21 protein-coding genes and 7 tRNA genes are annotated in these 23575 nt (G+C 72.0%); 15 read left to right on the top strand and 13 right to left on the bottom strand.

What is annotated here, in order from left to right; genetic code table 11:
- Positions 1-622 precede the first annotated feature (622 nt).
- On the top strand, positions 623-1846 hold the full coding sequence (cobA, locus tag OG627_RS29445; RefSeq protein WP_329070219.1) for a uroporphyrinogen-III C-methyltransferase: 1224 nt from the start codon (positions 623-625) through the stop codon (positions 1844-1846).
- An 88-nt stretch (positions 1847-1934) separates the two neighbouring features.
- Positions 1935-2753 carry a TrmH family RNA methyltransferase gene (locus OG627_RS29450; RefSeq protein WP_329070221.1) on the top strand — a complete coding sequence of 273 codons (819 nt, stop codon included), beginning with the start codon at positions 1935-1937 and terminating at the stop codon, positions 2751-2753.
- Between the two features lie 36 nt (positions 2754-2789).
- On the opposite strand, the gene OG627_RS29455 is transcribed toward OG627_RS29450, so the two are convergent.
- The gene (locus OG627_RS29455) at positions 2790-4046 is read right to left on the bottom strand and encodes a serine/threonine-protein kinase (protein ID WP_329073081.1); all 1257 of its coding nucleotides are present in this window, start codon (positions 4044-4046) and stop codon (positions 2790-2792) included.
- Positions 4047-4634: 588 nt separating this feature from the next.
- Between OG627_RS29455 and OG627_RS29460 the strand changes: the two genes are divergently transcribed.
- Positions 4635-4841: a hypothetical protein gene (locus tag OG627_RS29460; protein WP_329070223.1), complete on the top strand. Its 207-nt coding sequence runs from the start codon at positions 4635-4637 to the stop codon at positions 4839-4841.
- 194 nt (positions 4842-5035) lie between these two features.
- Here OG627_RS29460 and OG627_RS29465 read toward each other — a convergent pair.
- From OG627_RS29465 to OG627_RS29485, 5 genes are all read right to left on the bottom strand, one after another.
- Positions 5036-5107, bottom strand: a tRNA-Val gene (locus OG627_RS29465).
- A gap of 30 nt (positions 5108-5137) precedes the next feature.
- A tRNA-Val gene (locus OG627_RS29470) sits at positions 5138-5209 on the bottom strand.
- A gap of 19 nt (positions 5210-5228) precedes the next feature.
- A tRNA-Val gene (locus OG627_RS29475) sits at positions 5229-5300 on the bottom strand.
- Positions 5301-5304: 4 nt separating this feature from the next.
- Positions 5305-5375, bottom strand: a tRNA-Cys gene (locus OG627_RS29480).
- Between the two features lie 37 nt (positions 5376-5412).
- Positions 5413-5485, bottom strand: a tRNA-Gly gene (locus OG627_RS29485).
- A gap of 156 nt (positions 5486-5641) precedes the next feature.
- On the opposite strand from OG627_RS29485, the gene OG627_RS29490 reads away from it, so the two are divergent.
- The 3 genes from OG627_RS29490 (at position 5642) to OG627_RS29500 (ending at position 8482) form a co-directional block, all read left to right on the top strand.
- The gene (locus OG627_RS29490; RefSeq protein ID WP_329070224.1) at positions 5642-6739 is read left to right on the top strand and encodes a chorismate-binding protein; all 1098 of its coding nucleotides are present in this window, start codon (positions 5642-5644) and stop codon (positions 6737-6739) included.
- Positions 6736-7557 (top strand): aminotransferase class IV, encoded by an 822-nt coding sequence (locus OG627_RS29495; protein WP_329070226.1) that lies wholly within the window; start codon positions 6736-6738, stop codon positions 7555-7557. Before OG627_RS29490 ends, OG627_RS29495 begins: the two co-directional genes overlap by 4 nt.
- 85 nt (positions 7558-7642) lie before the next feature.
- Entirely contained in the window at positions 7643-8482 is an 840-nt protein-coding gene (locus OG627_RS29500; protein ID WP_329070228.1) for a GNAT family N-acetyltransferase, read from the top strand.
- 13 nt (positions 8483-8495) lie between these two features.
- On the opposite strand, the gene OG627_RS29505 is transcribed toward OG627_RS29500, so the two are convergent.
- The gene (locus tag OG627_RS29505) at positions 8496-9002 is read right to left on the bottom strand and encodes a DsbA family protein (protein WP_329070230.1); all 507 of its coding nucleotides are present in this window, start codon (positions 9000-9002) and stop codon (positions 8496-8498) included.
- A 202-nt stretch (positions 9003-9204) separates the two neighbouring features.
- Here OG627_RS29505 and OG627_RS29510 point away from each other — a divergent pair, with 202 nt between their 5' ends.
- Both OG627_RS29510 and OG627_RS29515 read left to right on the top strand, forming a co-directional pair.
- Complete coding sequence (locus OG627_RS29510; protein WP_329073083.1) at positions 9205-9663, top strand: hypothetical protein; 459 nt, start codon at positions 9205-9207, stop codon at positions 9661-9663.
- A gap of 151 nt (positions 9664-9814) precedes the next feature.
- Entirely contained in the window at positions 9815-9967 is a 153-nt protein-coding gene (locus OG627_RS29515) for a hypothetical protein (RefSeq protein WP_329070232.1), read from the top strand.
- A 39-nt stretch (positions 9968-10006) separates the two neighbouring features.
- Here the strand turns inward: OG627_RS29515 and OG627_RS29520 are convergent, their stop codons facing one another.
- On the bottom strand, positions 10007-10570 hold the full coding sequence (locus tag OG627_RS29520; RefSeq protein WP_329070233.1) for a CGNR zinc finger domain-containing protein: 564 nt from the start codon (positions 10568-10570) through the stop codon (positions 10007-10009).
- Positions 10571-10785: 215 nt separating this feature from the next.
- Complete coding sequence (locus OG627_RS29525; protein WP_003959770.1) at positions 10786-11199, bottom strand: SsgA family sporulation/cell division regulator; 414 nt, start codon at positions 11197-11199, stop codon at positions 10786-10788.
- Positions 11200-11479: 280 nt separating this feature from the next.
- Here OG627_RS29525 and OG627_RS29530 point away from each other — a divergent pair.
- Together OG627_RS29530 and OG627_RS29535 are read left to right on the top strand one after the other, a co-directional pair.
- A tRNA-Val gene (locus OG627_RS29530) sits at positions 11480-11551 on the top strand.
- Between the two features lie 121 nt (positions 11552-11672).
- Positions 11673-11744, top strand: a tRNA-Val gene (locus OG627_RS29535).
- Positions 11745-11854: 110 nt separating this feature from the next.
- Here the strand turns inward: OG627_RS29535 and OG627_RS29540 are convergent.
- Positions 11855-12601 (bottom strand): 3'-5' exonuclease, encoded by a 747-nt coding sequence (locus OG627_RS29540; protein WP_329070235.1) that lies wholly within the window; start codon positions 12599-12601, stop codon positions 11855-11857.
- Between the two features lie 223 nt (positions 12602-12824).
- On the opposite strand from OG627_RS29540, the gene thrS reads away from it, so the two are divergent.
- The gene (gene thrS, locus OG627_RS29545) at positions 12825-14804 is read left to right on the top strand and encodes a threonine--tRNA ligase (protein WP_329070237.1); all 1980 of its coding nucleotides are present in this window, start codon (positions 12825-12827) and stop codon (positions 14802-14804) included.
- A 32-nt stretch (positions 14805-14836) separates the two neighbouring features.
- On the opposite strand, the gene OG627_RS29550 is transcribed toward thrS, so the two are convergent.
- Positions 14837-15511, bottom strand: a complete 675-nt coding sequence (locus OG627_RS29550; protein ID WP_329070240.1) for a potassium channel family protein — start codon at positions 15509-15511, stop codon at positions 14837-14839.
- Positions 15512-15576: 65 nt separating this feature from the next.
- Between OG627_RS29550 and OG627_RS29555 the strand changes: the two genes are divergently transcribed.
- Positions 15577-16140: an HIT family protein gene (locus OG627_RS29555; protein WP_329070242.1), complete on the top strand. Its 564-nt coding sequence runs from the start codon at positions 15577-15579 to the stop codon at positions 16138-16140.
- A gap of 47 nt (positions 16141-16187) precedes the next feature.
- Here OG627_RS29555 and OG627_RS29560 read toward each other — a convergent pair whose 3' ends face one another.
- Both OG627_RS29560 and OG627_RS29565 read right to left on the bottom strand, forming a co-directional pair.
- Complete coding sequence (locus tag OG627_RS29560) at positions 16188-17843, bottom strand: hypothetical protein (RefSeq protein ID WP_329070243.1); 1656 nt, start codon at positions 17841-17843, stop codon at positions 16188-16190.
- A gap of 216 nt (positions 17844-18059) precedes the next feature.
- Complete coding sequence (locus OG627_RS29565) at positions 18060-20282, bottom strand: elongation factor G-like protein EF-G2 (RefSeq protein WP_329070244.1); 2223 nt, start codon at positions 20280-20282, stop codon at positions 18060-18062.
- A gap of 271 nt (positions 20283-20553) precedes the next feature.
- Between OG627_RS29565 and pgsA the strand changes: the two genes are divergently transcribed.
- Genes pgsA through OG627_RS29580 form a run of 3 tightly spaced genes read left to right on the top strand, consistent with a single transcriptional unit; the run spans position 20554 to position 23338 of the window.
- Positions 20554-21267, top strand: a complete 714-nt coding sequence (gene pgsA / locus OG627_RS29570; RefSeq protein ID WP_329070247.1) for a phosphatidylinositol phosphate synthase — start codon at positions 20554-20556, stop codon at positions 21265-21267.
- On the top strand, positions 21264-22190 hold the full coding sequence (locus OG627_RS29575; RefSeq protein WP_329070249.1) for a phosphatidylinositol mannoside acyltransferase: 927 nt from the start codon (positions 21264-21266) through the stop codon (positions 22188-22190). The genes pgsA and OG627_RS29575 overlap by 4 nt, the downstream gene beginning before the upstream one ends.
- The gene (locus OG627_RS29580) at positions 22187-23338 is read left to right on the top strand and encodes a glycosyltransferase family 4 protein (protein ID WP_329070251.1); all 1152 of its coding nucleotides are present in this window, start codon (positions 22187-22189) and stop codon (positions 23336-23338) included. The genes OG627_RS29575 and OG627_RS29580 overlap by 4 nt, the downstream gene beginning before the upstream one ends.
- The last annotated feature ends 237 nt before the right edge of the window (positions 23339-23575 follow it).

Consider the following 23575-nt stretch of genomic DNA (forward strand, 5'->3'; position numbering starts at 1 on the left):
GGTGTGGTGCGTTGTTGGCTGGGCCCGGTGGTTGTGTGCGGGTGGTGGCCGGGTGTCCCTCCGGGGGTACATCCGGGACGGCATGCTGTGCTTGTCTGGGGGACACCCCCAGGCCCCCGTACGGCGCGTGCAGGCCAGGTGCTTTCCTGCGGGTCGTGTGCGCCACAAATCACGCTTTATTGTCCCGGACGCACCCCCTGCGGGCCCCCCTTCCCCGCCCGCCACAGACGTGGGGGCCGCCCACCGGCCCGCACCCGCCCGCCCCATTCCCATCAGCCGTGCGGGGTGCTGGGCCCACCGGCGGGAGGGGGCCGGGGTCGCAGGAGGTGTGTGTCCGGACAATAAAGCGTGATTTGTTCCGCTCGGCAGCCCGCACTTGAGGCACAGGCCCGCACGCGGCGTACGGGGGGCCGGGGGTGTCCCCCGGAAAAGCACAGCATGCCGTCCGGACATGCGCCTCCGGAGTGCCCCGGCCCCCGTACCACAACGAACCACCCGCACCACCACCGCACCGCGCACCCGCACCGCACCCAGCCCCCCACCCCGCCCCCCGTAAAGTGGGCACGGGACCACACCCCGTCCCACCAGCCGCTTCAAGCCGCCCCGAGGAGTCCCCACCGACATGGCCCAGCACGCCGAGCAGCACGCCTACCCCGTAGGACTCCGCCTGTCCGGGCGGCGCGTAGTCGTCGTCGGCGGTGGTCAGGTCGCCCAGCGCAGGCTGCCGGCGCTCGTCGCGGCCGGCGCCGATGTCCTGCTGGTCTCGCCGTCGGCGAAGGCGTCCGTCGAGGCCATGGCGGCGGCCGGGGAGATCCGCTGGGAGCGCCGCCGGTACCAGGAGGGCGACCTCCAGGACGCGTGGTACGCGCTGATCGCGTCCAGCGACCCCGACGCCAACCGGACCGCGTCCGCCGAGGCCGAGCGCTCCAGGATCTGGTGCGTGCGCAGCGACGACGCCGAGGCCGCCACCGCGTGGACGCCCGCGACCGGTCGCAGCGAGGGCGTCACCGTCGCCGTGCTCACCGGCCGCGACCCGCGCCGCTCCGCCGCCGTGCGGGACGCCATCGTCGAGGGCCTGCGCGACGGCACGCTCGCCGCGCCGCACCACCGCACCCGTACCCCCGGGGTCGCCCTCGTCGGCGGCGGGCCCGGCGACCCGGACCTGATCACGGTGCGCGGCCGCAGGCTGCTCGCCGAGGCGGACGTGGTGATCGCCGACCGCCTGGGCCCGCGCGACCTGCTGAACGAGCTGCCGCCGCACGTCGAGCTGATCGACGCGGCGAAGATCCCGTACGGCCGCGCGATGGCGCAGGAGGCCATCAACGACGCGCTGATCGAGCACGCGAAGGCGGGCAAGGCCGTGGTGCGCCTCAAGGGCGGCGACCCGTTCGTGTTCGGGCGGGGGATGGAGGAGGCCCACGCGCTCGCGGCGGCGGGCATCGCGTGCACGGTCGTACCGGGCATCTCCAGCTCGATCAGTGTGCCGGGCGCGGCCGGGATCCCCGTGACGCACCGGGGGGTGGCGCACGAGTTCACCGTGGTCAGCGGCCATGTGGCGCCGGAGGACGAGCGTTCGCTGGTCGACTGGGCGGCGGTCGCGAGGCTGCGGGGCACGCTCGTCGTGCTGATGGGGGTGGACAAGATCGGCTCGATCGCCCGCGCGCTGATGGAGCACGGAAAGGCGCCCGACACGCCTCTCGCCCTGATCCAGGAGGGCACCACGGCGGCTCAGCGCAGGGTGGACGCGACGCTCGCTACGGTCGCGGAGGTCGTACGGGCGGAAGAGGTGCGGCCGCCGGCGGTCATCGTGATCGGCGATGTCGTGGCGCTGGGCGACGGCGGCTGAGGCCCACACCCACGCCCGCCCCGCACCGGCACGACACCGCATCACACCGGCACCGCACCACCCCCTCCACCGAACAGGGCAGAACCCCGTGGCTGAACTCATCACCGTCGACGACCCCGACGACCCCCGCCTGAGCGACTACACCGGACTGACCGATGTCGAGCTGCGGCGCAGGAGGGAGCCCGCCGAGGGGCTGTTCATCGCCGAGGGGGAGAAGGTCATCCGCCGCGCGGGACAGGCGGGTTACGCGATGCGGTCGATGCTGCTCTCGGCCAAGTGGGTCGACACGATGCGCGACGTGATCGACGAGGCGCGGGCCCCGGTGTACGCGGTCAGCCCCGAGCTGGCGGAGCGGGTCACCGGCTACCACGTGCACCGGGGCGCCCTCGCGTCCATGGCGCGCAAGCCGCTGCCCCCGGTGGACGAGGTGCTGCGCACGGCGCGGCGCGTCGCGGTGATGGAGGCGGTCAACGACCACACCAACATCGGCGCGATCTTCCGCAGCGCGGCGGCGCTCGGGATGGACGCGGTGCTGCTCTCCCCGGACTGCGCCGATCCGCTCTACCGCCGTTCGGTGAAGGTCTCCATGGGCGCGGTGTTCTCCGTTCCCTACGCCCGCCTCGCGGGGTGGCCCGGGGCGCTCGACGCCGTGAAGGAGACGGGTTTCCGGCTGCTGGCGCTCACGCCGGACGAGCAGGCGGTCCCGATGGACGAGGCCGCGCCGCACCGGTTGGAGCGGGTCGCGCTGATGCTCGGCGCGGAGGGTGACGGACTGTCCCGGCGGGCGCTGGACGCCGCCGACACCTGGGTCCGTATCCCGATGGCGCACGGGGTGGACTCGCTGAACGTGGGCGCGGCGGCGGCGGTCGCCTTCTACGCGGTCACGGCGGGCCGTCCCGAGAGCTGACCGGGCGGCGCGGCGGGGAGAGACCGCCGGCAGCGCTCAGAGCTTCTGCGCGGCGGCGATCCCCAGCGCCACGATGAGCGTCACGACGACGAAGACGATCAGACGCTGCCGCAGCAGCCGGGGGTTGGCGGGGCGCAGCTTCCCCGGGGTCGTGCGCGGGCCTGACTTCGGCCGGCTGCCCGCTCGCGAGGCGTCGCGCGCGGAGTCGCGTGCGGTCTCCCGGGGCCGCGACGGGCGGGATCCCCCGGTGCGCGGGGAGCCGCCTCCGGTACGGGACGACGTGCCGCCCGGCCGCATCCGGCCCGGCCTGGGCGCGGGCCCGCCCGCCGTGCCCGACGTACGGCTCGGGGATCCGGGGCCGCCGGCCGCGCGCGCGGGGTCGCGTTCCGTGTACCGCTCGGTGAGCCGGCCCGTGGGGATCTCCTGCCCGCCGCGGGTCCGCTGCGCGGGAGGCCGGCTGTCGATCAGGCCCTGGGCCTCCCTGGCGGCGATCTCCTTGAGCCGCATGGACAGCTGGAGCGTGCTGGGACGGTCCTCGGGGTCCTTGGCGAGGCAGGCCCGCACGAGCGGCGCCAGCGCGTCGGGCATCCCGTACAGGTGCGCCTCCTCGTGGACCACCCGGTAGAGCATGACCTCGGAACTGCCGTGTCCGAAGGGCGAGTCGGCGGTGGCCGCGTACGCCAGGGTGGCGCCGAGCGAGAACACGTCGGTGGCGGGGGTGACCGCGACTCCCCGTACCTGCTCGGGGGCGAGGAAGCCGGGGGAGCCGACCGCCGTGCCGACATGGGTCAGGGTGCTCGCGCCGGTCGCCCAGGCGATGCCGAAGTCGATGATGCGCGGGCCCTTGGGGGAGAGCAGGATGTTGGACGGTTTGAGGTCACGGTGCACCACCCCGGCCTCGTGGACGGCCACCAGCCCCTCGGAGAGCGCCGCGCCGACCGAGGCGACCTCGGCGGCGGACAGCGGTCCTTCTTCGTTGACCTTGTCGTGCAGCGAGGGGCCCGGCACGTACTGGGTGGCGAACCACGGCCGGTCCGCGTCGAGATCGGCGGCCACCAGCCGCGCCGTACAGCCACCGCGGATGCGGCGCGCCGCCGAGACCTCGCGGGCGAACCGGGACCGGAACTCCTGGTCCTCGGCGAGGTCGGGTCTGATCACCTTCAAGGCGACCCGCTGGCCGCGCCGGTCGGAGCCCAGATAGACGACGCCCATCCCGCCCGCGCCCAGCCGCCGGTGGAGCCTGAACGAACCGACGACACGCGGGTCCTCCCGCCGGAGCCGCATCATCGCCATGTCCATCCCCGCTGCCCGGTCGTCCGTGTGACGTGGCACAGCTTACGTACCCGGGCCCCGGCGCGCTCATAGGCCGCGCCCTCGCGGACCGACCGATTGTCCGCGCCGGGCAGGAAACTTGAGGAGTGGTCAGGGCGGGCGGGGCAGCCCGCGCCCGGACTCCGCCATGATCCCAAAGGTCCCTCGCGGCAGGGGGATTGGATCGTGGGGGATCACCCCGAGACGGCCGTCGGATCCGGCGCGGACCCGGCGCGCGGCGGTGCTCGCGCCGCTGTCCCGGCAGGTCACCGGGGGCGCGGCGGCTGCCGGCCGGCGGGGCGGAAGTGAGGGAAGTCACCCGTGACCGACCCGTGACCGGTCCGCTCCCGCACGCTCTCCGGGAAGACCCTCAGACCCCCGGGTCCCGGCTCTCCACCCAGGGGAGTACGCCGTCGCCGCGCGCTCATCCTCCGGGAGGCCCGGCAATGGGTACGCGGGCATGACGACCGGGTGCCGTCCTGTCCCTAGTGTTGAGGTCAAGCGGCGGGTGCAGCACTCGTCCCCCGAGGTCAGACACTCGCCGCTGTCAGACATGACAGGAGAGGGACCATGGCGGAGACGGCATCGCGGGCGGCGATCCGCACCCAGGGACGCAAGGCGGTCGCGGCTTTCGGCGGCCACCGGCCCGGTACGCGCCATCCGCTGGTGGCGACGGCCATGGTCCTTCCTCTCGCGGCACTGCTGGTGGTCGTCTTCGGCGGCTGGGAAGCGGTGGTCACACAGGCGTCGTCCGTGGGCGTGATGCTGGGGCGCTGAACAGCGCTCCGGACCCGGGAGAGCGGCCCGGGTCGGGGACATCCGGCCAACAACCCCGTGGGGACGGGGGTGCGGCGGACGGCAGCGTTTGGCCGGTCAGCTGGGGAGCTGACCGGCCATCGCGCTGTCCGGGTACGACTGCCCGCGGCACGGCGAAGCCCCCGGTCACCGAAGTGACCGGGGGCTTGAGGCAGTGCGCGATACTGGGATTGAACCAGTGACCTCTTCCGTGTCAGGGAAGCGCTCTCCCGCTGAGCTAATCGCGCGGGTGGGACCTGCGGGTGCTGCGTACTGCGTGCGCGATACTGGGATTGAACCAGTGACCTCTTCCGTGTCAGGGAAGCGCTCTCCCGCTGAGCTAATCGCGCGGGAACCTCATGGGTCCAGTGGACGATACTGGGATTGAACCAGTGACCTCTTCCGTGTCAGGGAAGCGCTCTCCCGCTGAGCTAATCGTCCGCAGAGGTGGAGACGGGATTTGAACCCGTGTAGACGGCTTTGCAGGCCGTTGCCTCGCCTCTCGGCCACTCCACCAGGAGTGCGGGGGTCGGGAAAATCTCCCCCACAATCGAGCGGACGACCAGGTTCGAACTGGCGACCTCAACCTTGGCAAGGTTGCGCTCTACCAACTGAGCTACGTCCGCGTATCGTTTCCGGCCGTCTGTGACGGCCTGGCGACGTGTTGAACTCTAGCGGATTCCCGGGCCAGCACAAAAACGCGTTTCCGCAGCGTGCTGCGGTGCGGTTGGCGTGCGTTCGGCCCGGAGCAGCGGCCAGGAGCCTGTTCTAGACTCGCAAATGTGCACGATCTGCCTGCTCTGGCCCGCTTCGGCGGCCTCGTCGCCTCCGGTCTGCGGGACGTCACCCATGATCCGGAGGCGCTCGACTCCACCGGTTTCTGGGCCGTCGCCGCGGACTTCGAGGGCCGTCTCACCTGCGCCCGGTTCGAGGACGTACGGACGGAGCCGGTCCCGCCGCCCGTGCCCGGCCGATGGGCGGGGCCCGGTGCGGGGGAGTGGACGTCCTCGCTCGACCACGCCGCGTACACGAAGGGCGTGCGCCGGATCCGTGAGTACATCGCGGCCGGCGACGTGTATCAGGTCAACCTCTGCCGGGTGCTCTCCGCGCCGCTGCCCGAACCCGCCGCCACCGACGTCGACGCGCTGACCGCCCTGCTCGCACGGGGCAACCCGGCGCCGTACGCGGGGACGATCCGGCTGCCCGCGCACGGTGTGGAGATCGCCACCGCCTCCCCCGAGCTGTATCTGCGCCGCACGGGCCGCACCGTCGAGTCGGGCCCGATCAAGGGCACCGCCCGCACCGCAGGCGAACTGCTGGCCAAGGACCACGCGGAGAACGTGATGATCGTGGACCTGGTCCGCAACGACCTCGGCCGGGTCTGCGCCACCGGGACCGTCACCGTCCCCGCGCTCTGCGCCCTGGAGCCGCACCCCGGCCTGGTCCATCTCGTCTCGACGGTACGGGGCGAACTCGCCGCCACCGCCGGCTGGCCGGAGCTGCTGCGCGCCACCTTCCCGCCCGGCTCGGTCACCGGCGCCCCCAAGTCCAGCGCCCTGACGATCATCGAGGAGCTGGAGACAGCGCCGCGCGGCCCCTACTGCGGCGGCGTCGGCTGGGTCGACGCCGACCGGGGAACGGCCGAACTGGCCGTCGGGATCCGTACGTTCTGGATCGACCGCGCCACGCCCGCCCGCCCCCTGCTGCGCTTCGGCACCGGCGCCGGGATCACCTGGGGCTCCGACCCGGAGGGGGAGTGGCGCGAGACCGAACTGAAGGCGTCCAGGCTGCTCGCGATAGCGTCGGGAGCGTACGAACCGGGGGATCGGGACCGGGAGCCGACGGGTGCCCGGCCGGTGAACGGAGGGATCGCGCGATGAGGATCTGGGTCGACGGCGGGCTGCGCACGGCCGAGACCGCCCTGGTGTCCGTGCTCGACCACGGACTGACCGTGGGCGACGGCGTCTTCGAGACGGTCAAGGCCGTACGGGGACGGCCCTTCGCCCTCACCCGCCATCTGGACCGGCTGGCCCGCTCCGCCCGCGGCCTCGGACTGGCCGAGCCCGATCCCGACGAGATACGGCGGGCCTGCGCGGCCGTCCTCGACGCCAACCCGGTGGAACTGGGGCGGCTGCGGATCACCCTCACCGGTGGCCTCTCCCCGCTCGGCTCCGACCGGGGCGACGCCGCCCCCACCCTCGTCGTCGCCCTCGGCGCCACCTCGCGCCGCCCCGACACCACCGCCGCCGTCACCGTCCCCTGGACACGGAACGAGCGCGGCGCGATGACCGGGATCAAGACCACGTCGTACGCGGAGAACGTCGTCGCGCTCGCCCGCGCGACCGAACGGGGCGCCACCGAGGCGCTGTTCGCCAACACCGTCGGCGCGCTCTGCGAGGGCACCGGCTCCAATGTCTTCGTCGTCCTCGACGGCCGGCTCCACACCCCGCCCCTCGCCTCCGGCTGCCTCGACGGCATCACCCGCGCCCTGGTCACCGAGTGGAGCGACGCCCGCGAGACCGATCTGCCGCTGGACGTCCTGGAACGTGCGGACGAGATCTTCCTGACCTCGACGCTGCGCGACGTCCAGGCCGTCCACCGGGTCGACGACCGCGAGCTGGCGGCCGCCCCCGGACCCGTCACGGCCAAGGCGATGCGCGTCTTCGACGAGCGGTCCGGCGCCGCCCTGGACCCGTGAGGACCGCCCCCGGGCCGTGCGGACGACCGGCCCCGGGCCGTAAAACCGGATGACTGCGGGCCGCGCTGTGGGTACAACTCCCCTGATGACCACCACCCTGCGGCCCACCGGACCGCTTCAGCAGACCGCCGACGGCGGTAAGTCACGCTCCTACGAGGTCTGCGTGAACGGCCGCCCCGTCGGCGCGCTGGACATCACCACGGACGCCGCCTTCGGCCACCGGGCCGGGATCCTCCAGGGGCTGCGCGTCGAGGAGCCCGACCGGCGCAGGGGCCGCGCCACCGTCGCCGTACTCGCCGCGGAGGAGGTGCTGCGCGACTGGGGCTGCGACCAGGTGCTGGCGTCGGTGGAGCCCGCCGCGACCGCCGCGCTGCGCCTGCTGGACTCCCTCGGCCACACCGAGCGCAGCCGCAACATGGAGAAGGAGCTGGGGCCCGAACCGCCCGTGCTCCCCGCGGGCGTCGAGGGCCGCCCCATGAGCGGCGCCGAGTACGAGCATTGGCTGGCGGACGCCGTCGACACCTTCGCGCACGTGTGGATCGACCGCGGCACCCCGCCGGAGGCCGCCCGCGCCAAGTCGGAGCGGAGCCACCGGGAGAACCTGCCCGACGGCCTGGCCACCCCCGGGGTCACGTTCAGCGTCCTGGCCCACGAGGGAAGCGTCGTGGGCCATGTCTGGGTGTCCCGCCACGAGGTCCGCCCCGGCCGGTGGGCGTCGTACGTGTACGACGTGGCGGTGACCGAGGAGATGCGCGGCCGAGGTTTCGGCCGCGCCCTCATGCTGCTCGCCGAGCGCGTCGCCCACGCGTCCGGCTCGACCCTGCTCGGGCTGCACGTCTTCACGGACAACACCCCGGCGGTCCGTCTCTACGAGTCGCTCCAGTACGCGACGGTCCGCCGCAACTTCTTCAAACGGCTGCTCTGACCCGCCCCGGGAGCTATCCGAGCAGCCGGTCCACGATCGCCTCGACGCGCTCGCGCAGCCCCTCCTGGCTCTTGCCGCCGTCGAGCCGCTCGCCGTCGATCACATAGGTCGGGGTGCCGGTCACGCCGATGGCCTTGCCCTCGGCCTGGTCGGCGTCCACGGTCAGGAAGTGCCGGCCGTCGATCAGGGCGGTGTCGAACTCCTCGGCGTCCAGGCCCAGCCCGCGCGCCGTCTCGACGAGGAACGGCTCGCCCTTGGCGGCGAGTTCCTCGGTCCCGGCCAGTACGGCCTCCACGTACGGCCACCCCGCGCCCTGCTCGACCGCCTCCTCGGCGGCCTGCGCGGCGGCGTAGGCGTGCCGGTGCTTCTCAAGGGGGAAGTGCCGCAGCCGAAGCTCCAGCCGGTCCCCGTAGCGGGCGCGCAGCGCGCGCACATCGTCCAGGGCGGTGCGGCAGTCGGGGCACTGGAGTTCGCACCAGACGTCGAGGACGACGGGGCCGGTGGTGGTGGAGTCGCTCATGGGACCAGTCTCCCAGGAGGGCGGCACCCCGAGGTCACCCCTGCTCAGCCGGGCCGACCGGGACCTGGGGAGGACCGCATCCCCGAGATCTCCCCCAGATCCGCCCGTCACGGCCCCGCACCGTGGCCCCGACCCCGTCGTGAGGTGCAGGATGGAGGAGAAGAAGTGTTCGGCCGATGACGCGCTCTGCCTGGAGGACCTGATGATTGCCGAGACCATGTGCGCGGCGGTGTCAGCGGCCGGCCTGGGTATCGCCGCCATCACCGCGTACCGGAAGCGTTTCCTCACCGCCACCAGGATCGCCGCGTACGCGCTGGTCCCGGTCGGGCTGGTGATGGTCGGCGCGGTGAAGTGGCTCGCCAATACCGCCTTCAGCCCGACCGCCTGGGCGGGCTTCGCGGTCCTCGGCGTCGCCTGGCTGCTCTTCATGACCACCCGCGCGGTGGAGCGGCGCACCGGCGGCTCGCGCAAGGAGCGCAAGGCCGCCGCCAGGGCGGCGGCCCAGCAGGGCGGTGGCCCGGTCGAGCCCGCGGCCTCCGGGCCCGCGCTCGGTGCCGGAAGCAGGCCGGTGGCGCAGCCGAAGGCCAGGCCGCGCGAGGAGCAGCGCCCCGGGGACGACTTCAGCGACATCGAGGCCATCCTGAAGAAGCACGGCATCTGATCACGAGCCCCCGGAGGGGCGGCAGCATCCCAGGTCAGCCGTGATTCGGCTGGCTTTCCGGGATCCAAACCACGGGAAATGATGAACTCCGGGGCCGATCGCCCAGGTTGGTCGGGAGCGGCCTTCGGGGTGCGCCATGATCGGCCCCGAGATGTTCGATACCTCCCGGGGGGAGACCCCCGCACCCACCGAGGAGCCGCGCGGCTGCCTGTACGCGCTCTCCCAGCCACCGTTGATGATCTTCCTGACGGTGATCGGCGCCCTGCTGCTGATGGCGGCGCTGCACGATCTGTTCCTGCTGTGACGGTCAGGTCCTGCCGAGGCGCTTCCCGCCAGCTCGGACCTAACCGGCCGCTTCCTTGCGGCGCGCCCGGTACGCGGCCACATGCAGCCGGTTGCCGCAGGTGCGGCTGGAGCAGTAGCGGCGGGAGCGGTTGCGCGACAGGTCGACGAACGCGTGCCCGCAGTCCGGGGCCTCGCAGCGCCGCAGCCGCTCCTGCTCGCCGGCCACGACCATGAACGCCAGCGCCATCCCGCAGTCGGCCGCGAGATGGTCGGAGACCGAGGCGCCCGGCGCGAAGTAGTGCACGTGCCAGTCGTAGCCGTCGTGGTCGGTCAGCTGCGGAGTCGTCCCCGCGCCGGCCACCAGCTGATTGATCAGATCGGCGGCGGTCCGCGGGTCCGTCGCCGCGAAGACCTCCGTGAAGCGGTCCCGTACGTCCAGCACGGCCCGCAGATCCCGGGCGCCCAGCTCCCGCACCCCGCTGACGTTGTGGTCCCGTACGAAGTCGTACAGCGCCTCGACGCCCGCGAGCCGGTCGGCCGCGCCGCCGCCTGCCTCCGGCGCGGTGTTCACCAGATCGACGACGGTGTCGAGGGCGATCCGGGTGTCGTGTGGAATCAGCACGGTCCGCTCCCTGGACTGCCCACGGGCCGGTGCCCGCAGAACCCCGCCGACTTTAGCCGCTGCCCCGCACCCGGGCCCGTCGCGCCGGGACGGAACGCACCGGCGCCGTCGTCGCGGTGGGTTCCGCGGCGGCGGCGCCGGTGTCCTCCGTATGCGATTGTCCGCGCGGCGCCGTCTCCCCGAGTCGGACGGCGCCGTGCAGTCCTCGGCCTGGCTCAGCTCTCGGCCAGGATGTGCGACAGCTCCGTGTCGAGATCGAAGTGACGATGCTCGGTGCCTGGTGGCACCGCGGCGTCGGTCCGCTTGAGGAACGACTCCAGGGCCCGCGCCGGGGCCTCCAGCAGGGCTTCGCCCTCCGGTGAACTGAGGGCGATGCAGACGACGCCCTGGCCGTGGCTGCGGGACGGCCAGACCCGGACGTCGCCGGTGCCGGTGGGCCGGTGCAGCCCCTCGGCGAGCAGGTCGCGGGCGAAGACCCACTCGACCGTCTCTTCGGCTCCGGTGTGGAAGGTGGCGTGCACGGCGTAGGGATCGGCCGTGTCATACCGCAGGCCCGCGGGTACAGGCAGTGAGGACTCGCTCGATACAACGAGGCGCAGGTGCAGCTCGCAGCTGACCGTGGTGTTCATAAGCGCCAGGGCCTTTCGCTCAGTGTGCGCTCGGGGATTCGCACGTCGGCGAAATCGAGATGCCACCTACGGTGTCGTTGTAAACCCCTCTGTCTGTTTTGTGGCCCTTCGGGTAACTCGTATGGCGGTGTGTTACTTCGGGTTGTACCGCCATTGAGGTGGTGCGGCGGAGAGTCGCTTTCCGAGTCCGTCGTCGACTCCGCGTACCCGCCGGTGACCGACCGGTGACCGGCGGGTGATCGGGCACCCGCTGACATGGGGTAACGTATGCGGTGCGTCCGGGCGATTAGCTCAGTGGGAGAGCGCTTCGTTCACACCGAAGAGGTCACTGGTTCGAACCCAGTATCGCCCACCCGGACCGGGGCCCCGAAGACCTACCGACAGGTCTTCGGGGCCTCGCCCGTTCCGCTCCGGAAGGCGCCGGAACGGGTTTGAAGGAAACCCGCCGGGGCCTGTATGGTTCAGGCGTTCCCGGGCGATTAGCTCAGTGGGAGAGCGCTTCGTTCACACCGAAGAGGTCACTGGTTCGAACCCAGTATCGCCCACCGGGAGAAGCCGGTCCGTCATCGACGGACCGGCTTTCGCGCGTTCCGGGGGCCGTGCGTGACAGTGGCGGCCGACCGGGACCGGGCGGCCGGGATCTGGCGGGCGCTCGTCAGGCGGCCGCCGCGGATCGCGGTGGCCGCAGCGGCCAGCCGGCCCCCGCGGGCCCGCTCTCCGCGGCCCGCGAGAACCAGGTCTGCTGTCCGCGTGCCAGCTCCGCGTGCCATCCGGTCTGGAGTCCGTGCAGCTCCCGCGCGCTGAGCCGCTCCAGCCGCGCGGCGAACCTGCGGCCGACCGCCCGCACCACCTCCAGGGCCGCCAGCGCCGACAGCGCCGTCGGCTCCCCGCCGCCCACGTCGTCGGGGTCCGCCGTCTCGGCCTTGTAGTGGTCGCGCAGGTCCGAGAGGGTGCGCGGGCCCTTGCGGTAGCGGTCCAGCTGCCCGTCGAGGACGCGCGGATCCAGCACGCACAGCTCCGCCCCCTCCAGGTGGCCGGGGAGGGAGGACGCCCGGTGGCGGCGCAGCTCGCGGTCCAGGACCGTCAGACCGAACGGCGCGTCCATCACCACGAGCGGACGGCCCGCCGCGCACTGCCTGCCGAGCGCCCCCGCCATCTCCGCCATCACCGGCGCCGGCCAGCGCCCGTTGCGGTGCAGCAGGTCCTCGGTGAGGCCGTGCGCCGTGATGGCCTCCTCGGGGACCGGCACCCCCGGGTCCACCAGCCAGCGCGTCACCCGGGGCCGTACCCCCGCCATCTCCTGCACGACCAGGGCCCCCGAAAGGATCCGGTCCTCCTCGACGTCCGTCCCCGTCGTCCCGGTCCCGAATGCGGCCAGTGGCCCTTCGAACCAACACGTCATCCCCGAACTCCTCGTGCGTCGGCGGCAGATGGAGCTCCCCCTGCCCGAATCGGTGCTACCCGGACAGGTCGTACGGTATGCGTCGTTTACGGTGGAGGACGGCCCGCGCGGGACGTCCCGGCGGCCGGACGCCGGGAAACCGTTTCGCGAGCGGCCCCGCGGGCTCGGTACGATTCAGCACGCGCAGTGTCCGCTGTCGTACCCCGTAGGTCAGGAGAGACCGGTGTCAGACGTCCGTGTGATCATCCAACGCGATTCCGAGCGGGAAGAGCGCGTGGTGACGACGGGCACTACGGCGGCCGACCTCTTCCCCGGCGAGCGCACCGTCGTCGCCGCGCGCGTGGACGGCGAACTGAAGGACCTCGCGTACGGCGTCGGTGAGGGCGAGGTGGTCGAGCCCGTGGAGATCTCCTCCGAGGACGGCCTGAACATCCTGCGCCACTCCACCGCGCACGTCATGGCGCAGGCCGTGCAGGAGCTGCACCCCGAGGCCAAGCTGGGCATCGGCCCGCCGGTCAAGGACGGCTTCTACTACGACTTCGACGTGGCGACCCCCTTCACCCCCGATGACCTCAAGGCCATCGAGAAGAAGATGCAGGAGATCCAGAAGCGCGGACAGCGCTTCTCGCGCCGGGTCGTCACGGACGAGGCGGCCCGCGAGGAGCTGGCCGACGAGCCGTACAAGCTGGAGCTGATCGGCATCAAGGGCTCGGCCTCGACGGACGACGGCGCGGATGTCGAGGTGGGCGGCGGCGAGCTGACCATCTACGACAACCTCGACGCGAAGACCGGCGACCTGTGCTGGAAGGACCTCTGCCGGGGCCCGCACCTGCCCACCACCCGCAACATCCCGGCGTTCAAGCTGATGCGCAACGCCGCCGCGTACTGGCGGGGCAGCGAGAAGAACCCGATGCTCCAGCGCATCTACGGCACCGCCTGGCCGACCAAGGACGAGCTGAAGGCACACCTGGAGTTCCTCGCCGAGGCCGAGAAGCGCGACCACCGCAAGCTCGGCAGCGAGCTGGACCTCTTCTCCTTCCCCGAGGAAGTCGGCTCGGGCCTCGCGGTCTTCCACCCCAAGGGCGGCATCATCCGCCGGGAGATGGAGACCTACTCGCGCCGCCGCCACGAGGACGCCGACTACGAGTTCGTGAACACCCCGCACATCTCCAAGGAGGGGCTGTTCGAGACCTCGGGGCACCTGCCCAACTACGCCGAGGCGATGTTCCCGCCCCTGGAGTTCGACGGGCAGAACTACCGCCTCAAGGCGATGAACTGCCCCATGCACAACCTGATCTTCAAGGCGCGCGGCCGGTCCTACCGTGAGCTGCCCCTGCGGCTCTTCGAGTTCGGCACGGTCTACCGGTACGAGAAGTCCGGTGTCGTCCACGGTCTGACCCGTGCCCGCGGCTTCACCCAGGACGACTCGCACATCTACTGCACCAAGGAGCAGATGGCGGACGAACTGGACTCGCTGCTCACCTTCGTGCTGGATCTGCTGCGCGACTACGGTCTCACTGACTTCGAGCTGGAGCTGTCCACCCGCGACCCCGAGTCCGACAAGTTCATCGGCGAGGACGCGGAGTGGGAGGAGGCCACCGAGACGCTGCGCGAGGCCGCCCAGAAGCAGGGTCTTCCGCTGGTCCCCGACCCGGGCGGCGCCGCCTACTACGGCCCGAAGATCTCCGTACAGGCCCGCGACGCCATCGGCCGCTCCTGGCAGATGTCGACCATCCAGGTCGACTTCCAGCAGCCCAAGCGGTTCGGTCTGGAGTACACGGCGGCCGACGGTTCGAAGCAGCAGCCCGTCATGATCCACCGCGCGCTGTTCGGCTCCATCGAGCGGTTCTTCGCGGTGCTGCTGGAGCACTACGCGGGCGCGTTCCCGGTGTGGCTGGCGCCGGTGCAGGCCGTGGGCATCCCGATCGGTGACACGCACATCCCCTACCTCCAGGAGTTCGCGGCGAAGGCCAGGAAGCAGGGGCTGCGGGTCGACGTCGACGCGTCGTCGGACCGGATGCAGAAGAAGATCAGGAACCAGCAGAAGCAGAAGGTCCCCTTCATGATCATCGCGGGTGACGAGGACATGGCCAACGGCGCCGTCTCCTTCCGCTACCGCGACGGTTCGCAGGAGAACGGCATTCCGGTCGAGGAGGCCATCGCGAAGATCGCGAAGGCCGTCGAGGACCGCGTCCAGGTCTGACGGGCGGGAAGAAGGACGGCCCCCGGACGGCGTCAGCCGTCCGGGGGCCGTTCCTCGTCCACGTGGTCCTCCCGGCCGAAGACCTGGATCAGCCAGGACGAGAACGACCCCGTCACCGCCCCCAGCAGCGCCAGCCCGCAGATCATCAGCGCCACCGCGAACAGCCTCCCCAGCGGTGTCACCGGCGTCACGTCGCCGTAGCCGACGGTGGTGATCGCCGAGCACGCCCACCAGACGGAGTCGCCGAAGGTACGGATGGTGGCGCCCGGCGCGTCCCGCTCCTGCTGGAGGACGGCGAGCGCGGCGGCGAAGGTGACCAGCGCCGCCGTCACCCCGGCGTACGCCATCACCCGCCCGTAGAGACTGAGCCGGGGCCGGCCGCGCCGCCGTTGCAGGGCCACGTACGTGTTGACGATCCGCAGCGGGCGCAGCAGCGGCAGCACCAGGACGATCGTGTCCAGCCAGTGCGTCCGCACGAATCGGGGGCCCTGCCCGCTCAGCAGCAGCCGCACGCCGTAGTCCACCGCGAAGAGTGCCCAGATCAGCAGCAGCCAGGCCAGCGCGACGTCGTGCCACACGGGGGCGGCGCCGTGGACCAGCACGAGGACCGCGTAGCAGGCGAGGAAGAGGGGCGAGGCGATGAGCAGCGGCAGTTCCAGGCGCCGCTCCCACGCACGCTGCCGGGCGGGGCCGTTGCGGACATGCATGGTCCCAGCATCGTGGTGGGTCACCGGGACCGGGCCGCCGACACGCTCCGGGGGAGGCAAGTCATATGCTGCACGGCATGACGAGTGAGCCGGAGCAGCAGATCGGAGTGGGCACCCAGGACGCGTTCCAGCGCCTGTGGACGCCTCACCGGATGGCCTACATCCAGGGCGAGAACAAGCCCACCGGGCCGGGCGCGGGCGACGGCTGTCCCTTCTGTTCCATCCCGGCCAAGTCCGATGTGGACGGACTGGTCATCGCCCGCGGTGAGCGGGTGTACGCGGTGCTGAACCTCTACCCGTACAACGGCGGGCACCTGATGGTGGTGCCCTTCCGGCACGTCGCCGACTACACCGAGCTGGACGACGCGGAGACCGCCGAGCTGGGGCTGTTCACCAAGCACGCCATGACCGCGCTCCGCAAGGCGTCCGGGGCGCACGGCTTCAACATCGGGATGAACCAGGGCGCGGTCGCCGGCGCCGGGATCGCCGCGCATCTGCACCAGCATGTGGTGCCGCGCTGGGGAGGCGACACCAACTTCATGCCGGTGGTGGGCCATACGAAGGTGCTGCCGCAACTGCTCGCCGACACCCGCGCGATGCTCGCGGACGCCTGGCCGCAGCAGTCGTAACGGCCGTCCTGCGCGGCGGCCGACCGGTGCGGCCGCCGCGCCGCGCACTACGCGTCGTAGGCGTCGATCTTCTTCGGTGACGGGTCCTGTACCGCCCCTATCAGCGAGGACGAGCGGCTGCTGAAGCCCGCCGTGCTCACGCCGTGCTCGTCCAGCACCCGCATGGCCGCGTTGTGCGCGACCCGCAGCACCGGGGTGGCCGCCCGCATCGCGTCGTCGGCCATGAAGCGGTGGCGCCAGGGCTGCTCGGCCCAGGCGTGCCGCATGCCGAACGGCTCGGGCAGCGACAGCTTGCCGCCGAGGAAGTCGAGGACCGGCGGATACCAGGTCAGGGGCGCGCGCACCGCGAGCCGGACCGCCTCGCGGGGCTCCACCAGGGGCAGATTCCGGGAGGTCGTCTCCCAGAAGCGGACCGTCTTGGCGCGCGTGACGCTCTTCGGCGAGGGCTTCGAGAAGAACAGCGAGTGCACCGGCCCCAGGGCATAGCCGGAGACCTCGATGCGCAGCGTCTCGTGGAGGACGGTGACCGAGATCATCATGGTGATCACCAGCTGGCTGTCCCAGAGCGTGAACTGCACCCCGAGATAGTGGCGATTGCCGCTCCCGAACTGCTGGTGATTGCAGATCCGCTGAATCTCGTGGCTCTTGACCTGGTACGCCTCGACCTCCGCGCCGTCCGGCCTGGAGACAGAGGCGGCGCCCTCACCGACCGGTGCCACGACCCAGTGCTTGACCGAAGGGGTCGGGAAACCGCCGGAGTTGAGCGGGCCGCGCTCCAGCAGCTTCATCTGGTCGTGGATCGCGCGTATCACGTCGTAGCTGCGGAACTGGTGGATCTCCTTCTCGGGGTCCTTGGGAACCAGCTCCTCGGCGAGTTGCCAGCTGCCCCAGCGCGTGCCCATGCCCAGTATTCCCTTGGGGCCCGCGTAGAAGACCACATTGGACTGCTGCTCGGCGCCCAGCTTCTCCAGGCCGAGGCGCAGCTCCTCGCGGGTGGAGTCGCCGGGATTGCCGGGGACCGCCTCGGGGATCTTGGCACCGGTACCGCCGCCGGAGAGCAGCCCGCTCCAGCGGTCGCGCAGATCCCGCGCCGCCGCCTCGCAGATGCGCTTGGCCAGCCACCAGCCGATGACCGGGACGACGATCATCCCGCGCAGATACCAGTTCAGCACGCCGTCGAGCGGCAGCTTGACCAGGAGGAGCACCGCCAGCACGGCGACCGCCGCCAGCAGCGCGGTGCCGATCGCCCCGGCCCGCCGGTCCTTGGCGCCCGCCAGGGTACGGCGCAGCTGGAACACGCCCAGCCAGACCAGCAGCCCCGGCAGGAAGATCACCCCGGCCACCACGGTCACCGCCGTGAGCTGCTTGTCCCGCTCCTTGCGGATGTGGGTCGCGGCCAGACAGTGCTCGACGACGGTCTGCGGCGCCATCCCGAAGGACTGGATGAGGGCGCCCCGGCCGCCGCCCAGCGTCCGCAGCTGCACGGCGCGGGAGAACGCCTCGCCGAGATTGGGCTCGAAGAGCGTGAACTTGCCCTTGGAGACCTTCGATTTGTGCCAGTCGTTGTCGGCCTTGAGGATCTCCTCCATCGGGCTGTCCCGATACGCCGCCGAGGCGAGGGCCTGGGTGGCCGCCGTCTGCCCCGCCGAACCCTGGAGCGGAATCTGCGCCCCTGGGCTGAAGTCGAATACATCGTTGGCCACTTGCCGCCCCCTCACCGCACGGTTCCGCTGCCGCGGTCACTTCCCGGCCCGCGTGCCCCGCACACTTACCGGAGCTGGGCATCTCAGAGTAACCGTGCCATGCCGTCCGCGTCAGGGGAGTTGGCGGGTCTACGCCACATGTCCACGACCTGTGCCCAAGAGCCGCCCGGAATCTGGAAATACAGCGGGCGGCCCGGTCAACCAGGCGTTATTCCCTCAGGCGTTGATATGTTGATCTCCCTGGCGCTGTTCCGCGGGCAGCCGGTCCGCCACGCCCGGGGGCATCGGCTCGTGGCGCGCGTACGACCGGCCGAACCGTCCGGTGCCGTGCGAGAGCGACCGCAGATCCACCGCGTACCGGCCGATCTCCAGCTCCGGCACCTCGGCCCTGACCAAGGTCCTTCCCGGCCCCGCCTGTTCGGTGCCGACCACCCGGCCGCGCCGCCCCGACAGATCGCTCATCACCGGCCCCACGAATTCGTCCGGAACCATGACGCGCACCTCCGCGACCGGCTCCAGCAGATCGATCCGCGCCCCGTCGGCCGCCTCGCGCAGGGCCAGGGCGCCCGCCGTCTGGAACGCGGCGTCCGAGGAGTCCACCGAGTGCGCCTTCCCCTCGCGCAGCGTGACACGGATGTCGACCAGCGGATGACCCGCCGCGACCCCGCGCGCCGCCTGGGCCCGTATCCCCTTCTCGACGGACGGGACGAACTGACGCGGCACGGAGCCGCCCACCACCCGGTCCACGAACTCGATGCCCGACCCGGCGGGCAGCGGCTCCACGTCGATCTCGCAGATGGCGAACTGTCCGTGCCCGCCGGACTGCTTCACATGCCGGCCGCGCCCCCGCGACGGCTCCCCGAACGTCTCGCGCAGCGCGACCCGGTACGGCACGGCGTCGACCTGGACCCCGTACCGGCCGCGCAGCCGGTCCAGCGCGACCTCGCGGTGTGCCTCGCCCAGGCACCAGAGCACCAGCTGGCCGGTGTCCGGGTTCTGTTCGAGCCGCATGGCCGGATCCTCGGCGACCAGCCGGGCGAGCCCCTGGGAGAGCCGGTCCTCGTCCGCCTTGCCGTGCGCCTCCACCGCGAGCGGCAGCAGCGGGTCCGGCATGGTCCAGGGCTCCACCAGGAGCGGATCGTCCGCCGCCGACAGCGTGTCCCCGGTCTCCGCGTCCGCCAGCTTCCCGACGCAGGCGAGGTCGCCCGCGACGCAGTGCGCCAGCACCCGCTGCTGCTTGCCGAAGGGCGAGGAGAGCGAGCCGATCCGCACATCGGCGTCATGGTCCGCGTGGCCACGGGCGGCCGCCCCGTGCCCCGACACGTGCACCGTCCCGTCCGGCCGCAGGGTGCCCGAGAAGACCCGGACGAGCGAGATCCTGCCCACATACGGGTCGGAGGCCGTCTTCACCACCTCAGCGACCAGCGGGCCCCGGGGATCGCAGCTGATCGCGGGGCGCGGGGTGCCGTCCGGCGCGGTGACGGCGGGCGCGGGGCGCTCCAGCGGATTCGGGAAACCGCCGGTGATCAGGTCGAGCAGCTCGACCGTGCCCAGTCCCTGCCGGCCCCCCGGCGCCGCGGGCGCCGCCGCCAGCACCGGATGGAAGGCGCCGCGCGTCACGGCCTTCTCCAGATCCTGGACCAGCGTCTTGAGATCGACGTCCTCGCCGCCCAGATACCGGTCCATGAGGGTCTCGTCCTCGCTCTCGGCGATGATCCCCTCGATCAGCCGGCCGCGCGCCTCCTCGATCAGCGGCAGCCGGCCCGGGTCCGGCGGATCCTCCCGGCGCTCCCCGCCGGAGTAGTCGAAGATCCGCTCGGTGAGCAGTCCCACCAGACCGGTGGCCGGAGCGTGCCCGTCCGGCCCCTCCGGGCCCAGCACCGGCAGATACAGCGGCAGTACGGCGTCGGGGTCGTCGCCGCCGAAGATCCGCCCGCAGACACCGACCATCTCGTCGAAGCCCGTGCGCGCCGTGTCGAGATGGGTGACCACGATGGCCCGGGGCATGCCGACCGCCGCGCACTCCTCCCAGACCGCACGGGCCGAACTCGCCACGGCGTCCGCCTCCTGGGCCGCCGACACGACGAAGAGGGCCGCGTCGGCGGCCCTCAGCCCGGCCCGCAGTTCGCCGACGAAATCGGCGTAACCGGGGGTGTCCAGCAGATTGATCTTGCAGCCGCCCCATTCCAGCGGGACCAGGGAGAGCTGTACGGAACGCCCCTGGCGGTGCTCGATCTCGTCGTAGTCCGAGACCGTCGCGCCGTCCTCGACCCGGCCCGCCCGGCCGACCGCCCCGGCGGTCAGCGCGAGCGCCTCCACCAGCGTGGTCTTTCCCGCGCCGCTGTGGCCCACCAGCACCACGTTCCGCACGGAGGCGGGCCCGTCGGCCGTCACCGCCCTGCCGGCGGCCCCGGGGTGTGTACGTGCCTTGTCGCCCATGATTTCCTGCCTCCCGAATCATTTCCACGGTGAGGAGCCGGAGAGAGAGACGGGCCGACGGGGGAGCCGCTCACGGCGGGGCTCCGGCGATGCCCGCGGTGATCCTTCGAGCTTCGGTCCTTCGAGCTTCGCACTCCGGTCATGGCGCGTCCATACGTCGGACGCGGCGCCGTGGCACGGGTACCCGGCGGTGGCGTACGACGGTCGTGGCTACGATGGGCCAGCCGGTGGCCGTCGGGGCCGCGCGGCACCGCCGAACCTCGGGAAGGCCATGCTGAACAAGTACGCGCGTGCATTCTTCACGCGTGTCCTCACACCGTTCGCCGCGTTTCTGCTCCGTCGCGGAGTCAGTCCGGACGCGGTCACGCTCATCGGTACGGCCGGAGTGATGGCGGGTGCGCTGGCCTTCTTCCCTCGCGGGGAGTTCTTCTGGGGCACCATCGTCATCACGATTTTCGTCTTCTCCGACCTCGTCGACGGCAATATGGCGCGCCAGGCGGGGATCACCAGCCGCTGGGGCGCCTTCCTCGACTCGACCCTCGACCGGGTCGCGGACGGCGCGATCTTCGCCGGCTTCGCGCTCTGGTACGCGGGCAACGGGGACAGCATCACCCTGTGCGCCGTGGCGATCTTCTGTCTCGCCAGCGGCCAGGTCGTCTCGTACACCAAGGCGCGGGGCGAGTCCATCGGGCTGCCCGTCGCCGTCAACGGTCTGATCGAACGCGCGGAGCGTCTCGTCATCTCGCTCGTCGCGGCCGGCCTCGCCGGGCTGCACGCCTTCGGCGTCCCGGGCATCGACATCCTGCTGCCGATCGCCCTGTGGATCGTCGCGGCGGGCAGCGTCGTCACCCTCGGCCAGCGCGTCGTCACGGTACGGCGGGAGTCCGCCGAGGCCGACGCGGCCGCCGCCGCGGAGGCCGAGCGCCAGGAAGGCCCGCGGAAGGGCTCCGGGAGCACCACGCGGGGGAGTGGGGCCACGCCATGAGCGCCCTGAGCGACCGGGTGACCGACGCGCTCTACGGGATCGGCTGGAGCACCGTCAAGAAGCTCCCCGAACCCGTGGCCGCGGCGCTCGGACGCACCGTCGCCGACACCCTGTGGAAGCGGCGCGGCAAGAGCGTGCTGCGCCTGGAGTCCAACCTCGCGCGCGTGGTGCCCGACGCCGGGCCCGAACGGCTGGCCGCGCTGTCCAAGGCCGGCATGCGCTCGTACACCCGCTACTGGATGGAGTCGTTCCGGCTGCCGTCCTGGAGCAGGCAGCGGGTCGCCGACGGCGTCGAGATCAAGGACATCGACCTGCTGTTCGACGGTCTCGCCACCGGGCGCGGCGTCGTCCTGGCACTGCCCCACATGGCCAACTGGGACCTCGCCGGAGCCTGGCTCACCCGCGCGCGGGACGTGCCGTTCACCACGGTCGCCGAACGGCTCAAGCCCGAGACGCTCTACGACCGCTTCGTCGCCTACCGCGAGAGCCTCGGCATGGAGGTCCTGCCGCACACCGGCGGCTCGGCCTTCGGCCTGCTCGCCCGGCGGCTGCGCGCCGGCGGCCTGGTCTGTCTGGTCGCCGACCGCGATCTGTCCTCGTCCGGCGTCGAGGTCGACTTCTTCGGCGACCGCGCCACCATGCCCGCAGGCCCCGCGCTGCTCGCCCAGCAGACGGGGGCGTTGCTGCTGCCGGCCGCGCTCTGGTTCGACGGCTCGCCGGTGATGCGCGGACAGGTGTATCCAGCCATCGAGGTCCCCGGGACAGGTACCCGCGCGGAGAAGACGTCTGTGATGACACAGGCGGTGGCCAACGCTTTCGCCGCCGGAATCGCCGAGCACCCGGAGGACTGGCACATGCTGCAACGTCTGTGGCTCACGGATCTCGAACCCGGCGCGACCGGCCCGGGCGGGGGACCCCGGTGAAGATCGGCATCGTCTGCCCGTACTCCTGGGACGTACCGGGCGGAGTCCAGTTCCACATCAGAGATCTCGCCGAGCACCTCATCCGGCTCGGCCATGAGGTCTCCGTCCTCGCCCCGGCGGACGACGAGACGCCGCTGCCGCCGTACGTCGTCTCGGCGGGCCGCGCGGTCCCCGTGCCGTACAACGGCTCCGTCGCCCGGCTGAACTTCGGCTTCCTGTCGGCGGCGCGGGTACGGCGCTGGCTGCACGACGGCACCTTCGACGTCATCCACATCCACGAGCCCGCCTCGCCCTCCCTGGGACTGCTCAGCTGCTGGGCCGCGCAGGGCCCCATCGTCGCGACCTTCCACACCTCCAACCCGCGCTCCCGGGCCATGATCGCGGCGTATCCCATCCTCCAGCCCGCGCTGGAGAAGATCAGCGCCCGGATCGCCGTGAGCGAGTACGCCCGCCGGACCCTGGTCGAACACCTCGGCGGCGACGCGGTGGTCATCCCCAACGGCGTCGATGTCGACTTCTTCGCCGAGGCGGACGCCAACCCCGCCTGGCAGGGCGGCACCATCGGCTTCATCGGCCGCATCGACGAGCCGCGCAAGGGCCTGCCCGTCCTGATGAGAGCCCTCCCGAAGATCCTCGCCTTCCACCCCGGGGCCAGGCTGCTGGTCGCGGGCCGCGGCGACGAGAAGGAAGCGGTGGAGCGCCTGCCCGAGGAGATGCGCGAACGCGTCGAGTTCCTCGGCATGATCAGCGACGCGGACAAGGCGCGGCTGCTGCGCAGCGTCGACCTCTACATCGCGCCCAACACCGGCGGCGAGAGCTTCGGCATCATCCTGGTCGAGGCGCTCTCCGCGGGCGCGGCGGTGCTCGCCAGCGACCTCGACGCGTTCGCCCAGGTCCTCGACCACGGCGCCGCCGGCGAACTCTTCACCAACGAGGACGCGGACGCGCTCGCCGGCGCTGCGGTACGGCTGCTCGGCGACCCGGGCAGACGCGCGGAGCTGCGCGCGCGGGGCAGCGCGCACGTACGGCGCTTCGACTGGTCGACGGTGGGCGCGGACATTCTGGCGGTGTACGAGACGGTGACGGACGGCGCGGCGTCGGTGGCGACGGACGAACGGACCGGGCTGCGGGCGAGGTTCGGGCTCTGAGCTTCCCGCGGGGCCGTCTTGCGGCGGCGGGGTGCGGTGTTGGCGGGGGCCGGTGGTTGTGTGCGGGTGGTGGCCGGGTGTCCCTCCGGGGGTACATCCGGGACGGCATGCTGTGCTTGTCTGGGGGACACCCCCAGGCCCCCGTACGGCGCGTGCAGGCCAGGTGCTTTCCTGCGGGTCGTGTGCGCCACAAATCACGCTTTATTGTCCCGGACGCACCCCCTGCGGGCCCCCCTT

It is taken from the genome of Streptomyces sp. NBC_01429, from assembly GCF_036231945.1.
Taxonomy (GTDB): Bacteria; Actinomycetota; Actinomycetes; order Streptomycetales; family Streptomycetaceae; genus Streptomyces.